The sequence below is a fragment of the Pseudomonas sp. GM74 genome (assembly GCF_000282455.1).
In the GTDB taxonomy this organism is placed as follows: Bacteria; Pseudomonadota; Gammaproteobacteria; order Pseudomonadales; family Pseudomonadaceae; genus Aquipseudomonas.
In genome coordinates this window covers 1-8410 of record NZ_AKJG01000010.1, presented here as the reverse complement: position 1 = coordinate 8410, position 8410 = coordinate 1, and the positions used below count along the sequence as shown (strand labels likewise).

The following is an 8410-nucleotide window of genomic DNA, read 5'->3' as shown; positions in this document are numbered from 1 at the left end:
CCGAAGGCTGCGTTCGAGGGCGCAGCCCTCGCCAATCGGACAACTTCGTTTAGTCTGTTACACCGCATGAAAGATCTTGCGACCGCTGCGCGGCCGAACGCAGCCTTCGGCAGTTGCTACAGGGATGAAGTTAATCGCTCGGTTGGCGCAACCGCTTGTACAGGGTATTGCGACTAACCCCCAACCGCCGGGCCAGATACGAAATGTTCCCCCCGACCGCCTGCAACTGCCGGTTCAAGTCCTCGACATCATTGAGGTCAACGGCCAATGGTTCCGGCGTCTCTACCGGCTCCATCTCCAGATCGACAAAAAAATCATCCGGCAAATGCTCAGGTCGCACCGGCTGTTCCTCGGCCATGGCCAGGGCCACCTGAATCACGCTGCTGACCTGGCGCAGGTTGCCCGGCCACGGGTGGCGGCCGAATAACGCCATCACTTCCTGGCTTAAACCGGCCCATTGCGCCGGTTCGCGGTGCTGCTCCCACAGGCGTTTGAACAGTGCATCCTTATCGCTGCGCTCACGCAGGGGCGGCAGTTCCAGGGTCAGGCCGCCGATGCGGTAGTACAAGTCTTCACGAAACCGCCCCAGTTGTACTTGTTCCCGTAGCGAGCGATTGGTCGCTGAAATGATGCGCAGGTCCACAGGGAACAACTCGCTGCTGCCCACCGGCTGAACGCAACGTTCCTGCAGCACCCGCAGCAGGCGAGCCTGTGTTGGCAGTGGCATGTCGCCGATTTCATCGAGGAACAGCGTGCCTTTGTCAGCCTTGCGGATCAGCCCGATGCTGCCTTTCTGGTTGGCGCCTGTGAACGCGCCTTTCTCATAACCGAACAGTTCGGACTCCACCAGTTCGGCGGGAATCGCCGCACAGTTGACGGCGATGAACGCTTGTTTACTACGCGAGCTGGCCTGATGCAGGGCTTTGACGAACACTTCCTTGCCGACCCCGGTTTCCCCATGGATCAGCAATGGAATGTCTTTTTCCAGCAAGCGCTCGGCCTGACGCACGGCTTTTTCCACGCGACTGTCGCCGAAATGCAGGGTGTTGAGGCTGATGGCCGCGGGTGCGGCTACAACCGGCTCGGCGAATACTCGGGGTTGAATTGATGCCTGTTTCGGCCGCTTCAACAGGCACTGGAAGCGATTGCGTCCCGAGGTTTGCAAGGCGAAGGGCAGGCCTTCGGGCTGGTTCAGCAGCTCCAGCAGCGAGACCTTGAACAGGCTTTCGACACTGACCCGCGACAGGTTGATGCCCAGCAGATTGTCGGCCCGGCGATTGGCCGACAGCACCTGGCCGGTCTCGTCGAATATCAGCAAGCCGGCCCATTGGCTGTCCAGGTTGTTCAGCCCGGTATTGAACGTCAGCTGGAAATGCTGGCCATGGAACAGGTTGAGGATCAGCCGGTTTTCCACGGTCTGGCTCATCATCTTGACCATGCCCAGGGTGTGGGAGGGCGGCAGGTAGCTGTCACTGGAAACGTCCAGCACTGCGATCACCTTGCGTTCGGCATCGAAAATCGGCGCGGCGGAACCGGTCATGAAGCGGTTGGCCTTGAGGAAATGTTCGTCGTGCTCGATGTGCACCGCTTGTTCGCAGGCCAGGGCGGTGCCGATGGCGTTGGTGCCGGTGCAGCGTTCCATCCAGCTGGCGCCGGCGCTGAAACCCCGGGCCAGTTTAGGTTCGATAAAGCGCTGGGTGCCCCAGGACGTGAGCACCTGGCCGTGATGGTCGGCGAGCATGATCAGGCAATTGGAATTGCTCAGGATGTTCTCGTAGTAGGGCAGCACTTCCTGATGGGTGGTTTGCACCAGTGAATGCTGGCTCTCCAGCAGTTGCGCGATGCCCGCGGCCGGCAATTGGTCGAATGCCGGCGTGCTCTGATGACTGAGGCCGAACGCGCGGCAGCGGGACCAGGAGTCCTGGATGATGGCGTCGTGGGACAACGGCGATGCGGGTGCGGCCATGGCAGTCGATCTCTGAACAGGCTTTTATTGTTTTTGTTATGGGTACACAGGATCCCTGTAGCAGCTGGCGCAGCCTGCGTTCGGCGGCGTAGCCGTCGTAGAACCTGTATCGCGGTCATCCTGACACACCGCGCTGCCTGATTTCACGACGGCTGCGCCGCCGAACGCAGGCTGCGCCAGCTGCTACAGGGACCATTAACTGTCCGTAGAGTGTTGTTCACTATTGTTCACTGTCAATGGGTGAACTGTTCAGTTGTTCATTTCCGGTTGTTCATTTGTGTTCAGCAACGAACGTGACTCCGTAGTCATTCTCAGGAATTTCAAACTGAATCAATCGTTTGCAATTTCTGGCACAAATGTCGCTTTACAGCTCCGGTCGCTTGATTCCAAAAATAAAAAAGGCCGAGCCATGTCATTAACCCTGGAGCACGTCAGCCGCACCGTCGAGGGCCAGACCTGGATCGACGATGCCAACCTGAGTTTTGAACCCGGTTCCTTCAACGTTTTGCTGGGGCGCACCTTGTCCGGCAAGACCAGCCTGATGCGCCTGATGGCCGGTCTGGACAAGCCCGACAGCGGTCGCATCCTGATGAATGGCGTCGACGTCACCCAACGCCCCGTGCGCTTGCGCAATGTGTCGATGGTCTATCAGCAGTTCATCAACTACCCGACCATGACGGTGTTCGACAACATCGCCTCGCCCCTGCGTCAGGCCGGTGTATCCAGCGAAGTGATCCAGAGCAAGGTGCTGGAAACCGCGAAAATGCTGCGCATCGAGAAGTTTCTCAAGCGCTATCCGCTGGAGCTTTCCGGCGGTCAGCAACAACGCACGGCCATGGCCCGGGCGCTGGTCAAGGATGCCGAACTGATCCTGTTCGACGAGCCCTTGGTGAACCTCGACTACAAGTTGCGTGAAGAACTGCGCCAGGAAATGCGCGAGCTGTTCAAGGCGCGCCACACCATCGCGATCTATGCCACCACCGAACCCAACGAGGCCCTGGCCCTGGGCGGCACCACCACCGTTGTTCACGAAGGCCGGGTGATCCAGAGCGGCCAGTCCGCCTCGGTCTATCACCAGCCGCAGACGGTGCTGGCGGCGGAGCTGTTCTCCGAGCCGCCGATCAACCTGATGCCGGGGCGCATTGCCGGCAACGAAGTGAGTTTCGCCAACTTCGTGCATTTCCCGCTGAACGTCGATCTGCGCCCGGTGGGCGAGGGCGAGTTCCGTTTCGGCGTGCGACCCAGCCATATCTCGCTGGTGCCGAGCAACGACGATGACCTCGAGTTGGCGGTGACCGTCGAAGTCGCGGAAATCAGCGGCTCGGAAACCTTTCTTCACGTGCGCAACGAGCATTTCCTGCTGGTGCTGCACTTGCCGGGTGTTCACGAATACGACGTCGATGCGCCGATCCGCATCTACATCCCGACCCATAAACTGTTTGTGTTCGATACGCAGGGGCGGCTGGTCCAGGCGCCGGGCCGGCGTGTCACGAGGGTTGCCTGATGGCCGAAATCCGTTTGCAGAACCTCGCCCACAGCTACACCAGGACCCCGGCCGGACCGGAGGACTATGCGATCCGCGAGATGGACCACATCTGGGAGCAGGGCGGCGCCTATGCCTTGCTCGGTCCATCGGGCTGCGGCAAATCAACCTTGCTCAACATCATTTCCGGGCTGCTCAGCCCGTCCCAGGGCCATGTGTTGTTCGACGGCAAAGCGGTCAACAACCTGACCCCCGAAAAACGCAACATCGCTCAGGTTTTCCAGTTTCCGGTGGTCTACGACACCATGACGGTGTTCGACAATCTGGCCTTCCCTCTGCGCAATCAAGGCATGGCCGAGGCCCGGGTCCACAGCAAGGTGCAGGAAATCGCCGAAGTCCTCGACCTGCAGAACCTGCTGAGCAAAAAGGCGCGCAACCTCACCGCCGACGAAAAACAGAAAGTCTCCATGGGCCGTGGGCTGGTGCGCGACGACGTGTCGGCGATCCTGTTCGACGAGCCGCTGACGGTGATCGACCCGCACCTGAAGTGGAAACTGCGGCGCAAGCTCAAGCAGATCCACGAGCAGTTCAACATCACCATGGTCTACGTCACCCACGATCAGCTGGAGGCCTCGACCTTCGCCGACAAGATTGCGGTGATGTACGGCGGGCAGATTGTGCAGTTCGGTACGCCAAGGGAATTGTTCGAGCGCCCGAGCCACACCTTTGTCGGCTACTTCATTGGCAGCCCCGGGATGAACCTGATCGAGGTACAGCCACAACCGGGCGGTGTCGGTTTCGCCTCGACCCACCTGCCGCTGTCGGAGGCCATGCAGCAACGTATTGCTGAATCGGAGTGGAAAACCCTGAAGGTCGGCATTCGTCCGGAGTTCGTCCATGTGTGGGACGAGGCCTTTGATGACGCGCAGCGGGCAAAGGTCGTACACGTCGAAGACCTGGGTACCTACAAGATCATGAGCCTCGACCTCGATGGCGTGCCCCTGAAAGTGCGTCTGGCCGAAGACAAACCGGTGCCGCAAGGCACGGCCTACATCAGTTTTCCGGCGCAGTGGCTGATGGTCTACGCCGATGAATTCCTGCTCGAAGCCAATGCCAACCAAGAGGTGCAGCCATGAACAAGGTGCAGAACAACAAGGCCTGGTGGCTGGTGCTTCCGGTGTTCCTGCTGGTGGCGTTCAGTGCGGTGATCCCGATGATGACCGTGGTCAACTATTCGGTGCAGGACATCTTCGACCAGTCCAGCCGTTACTTCGTCGGCGCCGACTGGTACAAGCAGGTACTGCTCGACCCGCGCCTGCACGACTCGTTGCTGCGCCAGTTCATCTACTCGGCCTGCGTGCTGCTGATCGAAATCCCCCTGGGGATTGCGATTGCCCTGACCATGCCGACCAAGGGGCGCTGGTCGTCAGTGGTGCTGATCATCCTGGCGATTCCGTTGCTGATTCCCTGGAACGTGGTCGGCACCATCTGGCAAATCTTCGGCCGGGCCGACATCGGTCTGCTTGGGGCGAGCCTCAAGGCCATGGGCATCAGCTACAACTATGCGGCGAACACCATGGACGCCTGGGTCACCGTGCTGGTGATGGACGTCTGGCACTGGACCTCACTGGTGGCGCTGCTGTGCTTCTCCGGCCTGCGGGCGATTCCGGATGTGTATTACCAGGCGGCGCGGATCGACCGGGCCTCGGCCTGGGCGGTGTTCCGGCATATCCAGCTGCCCAAGCTCAAGAGCGTGCTGCTGATCGCCGTGATGCTGCGCTTCATGGACAGTTTCATGATCTACACCGAGCCCTTCGTGCTCACGGGTGGAGGTCCGGGTAACTCCACGACCTTCCTGAGCCAGACCCTGACGCAGATGGCGATCGGGCAGTTCGACCTGGGGCCGGCTGCCGCATTCTCGCTGGTGTACTTCCTGATCATCCTGTTGGTGTCCTGGCTGTTCTACACCGCCATGACTCACTCCGACGCCAACCGCTGAGGCCATCATGAGCAAGAGAAAGCTGATTCCGTTGCTGATCTACATCCTGTTCCTGCTGGTGCCGATCTACTGGCTGTTGAACATGTCCTTCAAGAGCAACAGCGAAATCCTCGGCGGACTGACGCTTTTCCCACAGGACTTCACGCTGGCGAACTACAAGGTGATCTTCACCGATCCGAGCTGGTACACCGGCTACATCAACTCGGCGTACTACGTGAGCCTGAACACGATCATTTCCCTGACCGTGGCCTTGCCGGCGGCCTATGCGTTCTCGCGCTACCGCTTCCTGGGCGACAAGCACCTGTTCTTCTGGCTGCTGACCAATCGCATGGCGCCCCCGGCGGTGTTCCTGTTGCCGTTCTTCCAGTTGTATTCCTCGATCGGCTTGTTCGACACCCATATCGCCGTGGCCCTGGCCCATTGCCTGTTCAACGTGCCGCTGGCGGTGTGGATTCTCGAAGGTTTCATGTCCGGCGTGCCCAAGGAAATCGACGAAACCGCCTACATCGATGGCTACAGCTTTCCCAAGTTTTTCGTGAAGATTTTCATCCCGCTGATCGGCTCCGGCATCGGCGTGACGGCGTTCTTCTGCTTCATGTTTTCCTGGGTCGAACTGCTGCTGGCGCGAACCCTCACCTCGGTCAACGCCAAGCCGATAGCAGCGGTGATGACCCGCACCGTCTCGGCGTCCGGCATTGACTGGGGGGTGTTGGCGGCGGCGGGGGTGTTGACCATCCTGCCGGGCATGCTGGTGATCTGGTTTGTTCGCAACCACGTGGCCAAGGGCTTTGCCCTGGGCCGGGTATGAGGAACTGATGATGGAATGGATGAGCTGGACTGTCCCCACGGCGGCATTTTTTGGTGTTATCGGCTTGATCCTGGTGGGCATGACCACCTGGGAGTTGCGTTCGCCGAGCGTGCTTCGGCGAGGTTTTCTACCGATTGCCACCACCCGTGGCGATCGGTTGTTCATCGGTCTTCTCGGCAGCGCCTACCTGCATTTGCTGGTAATCGGCGTCACCGACTGGAGCATCTGGGTCGCCTTCGCGATGTCCCTGGTGTGGCTGTTGGCTGTGATGCGTTGGGGCTAGTCGAATCGCTCGGCAATGTTGCTCCGAAAACTAAACAGGAGGTCTCTATGTTCGACAAAAACAATAAGCTGCGACATAGCATTTCATTGGCAGCCATGCTGGCACTCAGCGGTTTGAGCGCGTCTGCGTGGGCCGATGCCTATGAAGACGCCGCGAAGAAATGGATCGGCAGTGAATTCAAGCCATCCACACTCACGGCCGATCAACAACTCGAAGAGCTGAAGTGGTTCATCAAGGCGGCGGAGCCGTTTCGCGGGATGAGCATCAAAGTGGTGTCGGAAACCATCGCCACCCACGAGTATGAGTCCAAGGTACTGGCCAAGGCCTTCACCGAGATCACCGGGATCAAGCTGACCCACGACCTGCTGCAGGAAGGCGACGTGGTGGAAAAGCTGCAGACCCAAATGCAGTCGGACAAGAACATCTATGACGGCTGGGTCAATGACTCGGACCTGATCGGTACGCACTTTCGCTACGGCAAGACCGAATCGATCACCGACCTGATGGCCAACGAGGGCAAGAACTTCACCTCGCCGACCCTCGACATCAAGGACTTCATCGGCATCTCCTTCACCACCGCGCCGGACGGCAAGATCTATCAATTGCCTGACCAGCAGTTCGCCAACCTGTACTGGTTCCGCGCCGACTGGTTCGAACGTGCGGACCTGAAAGCCAAGTTCAAGGAAAAGTACGGTTACGAGTTGGGCGTACCGGTGAACTGGTCGGCCTATGAAGATATCGCCAGATTCTTCAGCGAAGACGTCAAGGAAATCGACGGCAAGCGCGTTTACGGGCACATGGACTACGGCAAGAAAGACCCGTCCCTGGGTTGGCGTTTCACCGATGCCTGGTTCTCCATGGCCGGCGCTGGCGATAAAGGCATACCCAATGGCTTGCCGGTGGACGAGTGGGGGATCCGCGTCGAGGATTGTCATCCGGTTGGCTCCAGCGTGACCCGCGGTGGCGACACCAACGGCCCGGCAGCCGTGTATGCAACCACCAAGTACGTTGACTGGATGAAAAAGTACGCGCCACCTGAAGCGGCGGGCATGACTTTCTCCGAATCAGGTCCCGTGCCATCCCAGGGCAACATTGCCCAGCAGATCTTCTGGTACACCGCGTTCACCGCCGACATGACCAAACCGGGCCTGCCGGTGATGAATGCCGACGGCACGCCGAAATGGCGCATGGCGCCTTCGCCGAAAGGTCCGTATTGGGAGGAGGGCATGAAACTCGGTTATCAGGACGCCGGTTCCTGGACCTTCATGAAATCCACGCCAGAGAAACAGAAACTCGCGGCCTGGCTCTACGCGCAGTTCGTGACCTCGAAAACCGTGTCGCTGAAGAAAACCATCGTTGGCCTGACGCCGATCCGCGAATCGGATATCAACTCGCAAGCCATGACCGACCTGGCGCCAAAGCTCGGTGGCCTGGTGGAGTTCTATCGTAGCCCGGCCCGAGTGCAATGGACCCCGACCGGAACCAACGTGCCGGACTATCCGCGTCTGGCGCAACTGTGGTGGAGCCACATCGCCGAAGCCGCCAGCGGCGAGAAGACCCCGCAACAGGCACTCGACGGCCTGGCCAAGGATCAGGACGCAATCATGACCCGTCTGGAACGCTCCAAGGCACAAGCCACCTGCGCCCCGAAAATGAACCCCGAGCGCGACGCGCAATACTGGTTCGACCAGCCGGGCGCACCGAAACCGAAACTGGAAAACGAGAAGCCAAAAGGCGAGACCGTGAGCTACAGCGAGCTGCTGAAATCCTGGGAGGCGGCGCGTAAGTAACGTGGCGGGAGTGTGAAAGGCGAACGGCACCGGAAGGTGCCGTTTTTGTTTGAGTCTGTCCCGACGCCTTCGCGGGCAAGC

General features: G+C 59.7%; 7 protein-coding genes. 6 read left to right on the top strand and 1 reads right to left on the bottom strand.

Translation table 11 applies throughout. The features are described from left to right. Positions 1 to 130: 130 nt before the first annotated feature. Complete coding sequence (locus tag PMI34_RS23975) at positions 131 to 1966, bottom strand: sigma-54-dependent Fis family transcriptional regulator (RefSeq protein WP_008046512.1); 1836 nt, start codon at positions 1964 to 1966, stop codon at positions 131 to 133. 409 nt (positions 1967 to 2375) lie between these two features. Between PMI34_RS23975 and PMI34_RS23980 the strand changes: the two genes are divergently transcribed. From PMI34_RS23980 to PMI34_RS24005, 6 genes are read left to right on the top strand one after another with little or no spacing between them, the layout of a single operon-like run. Further along, the gene (locus PMI34_RS23980) at positions 2376 to 3470 is read left to right on the top strand and encodes an ABC transporter ATP-binding protein (RefSeq protein ID WP_008046510.1); all 1095 of its coding nucleotides are present in this window, start codon (positions 2376 to 2378) and stop codon (positions 3468 to 3470) included. Continuing rightward, positions 3470 to 4585, top strand: a complete 1116-nt coding sequence (locus PMI34_RS23985; RefSeq protein WP_008046508.1) for an ABC transporter ATP-binding protein — start codon at positions 3470 to 3472, stop codon at positions 4583 to 4585. Before PMI34_RS23980 ends, PMI34_RS23985 begins: the two co-directional genes overlap by 1 nt. Then, complete coding sequence (locus tag PMI34_RS23990; protein ID WP_008046507.1) at positions 4582 to 5448, top strand: carbohydrate ABC transporter permease; 867 nt, start codon at positions 4582 to 4584, stop codon at positions 5446 to 5448. The genes PMI34_RS23985 and PMI34_RS23990 overlap by 4 nt, the downstream gene beginning before the upstream one ends. Before the next feature lie 7 nt (positions 5449 to 5455). Beyond that, on the top strand, positions 5456 to 6256 hold the full coding sequence (locus PMI34_RS23995; protein ID WP_008046506.1) for a carbohydrate ABC transporter permease: 801 nt from the start codon (positions 5456 to 5458) through the stop codon (positions 6254 to 6256). 10 nt (positions 6257 to 6266) lie between these two features. After that, entirely contained in the window at positions 6267 to 6539 is a 273-nt protein-coding gene (locus PMI34_RS24000) for a DUF2160 domain-containing protein (protein ID WP_032829366.1), read from the top strand. Positions 6540 to 6586: 47 nt separating this feature from the next. Continuing rightward, positions 6587 to 8329, top strand: coding sequence for an ABC transporter substrate-binding protein (locus tag PMI34_RS24005; protein WP_008046502.1), 1743 nt, complete (start codon positions 6587 to 6589; stop codon positions 8327 to 8329). Positions 8330 to 8410 lie beyond the last annotated feature (81 nt).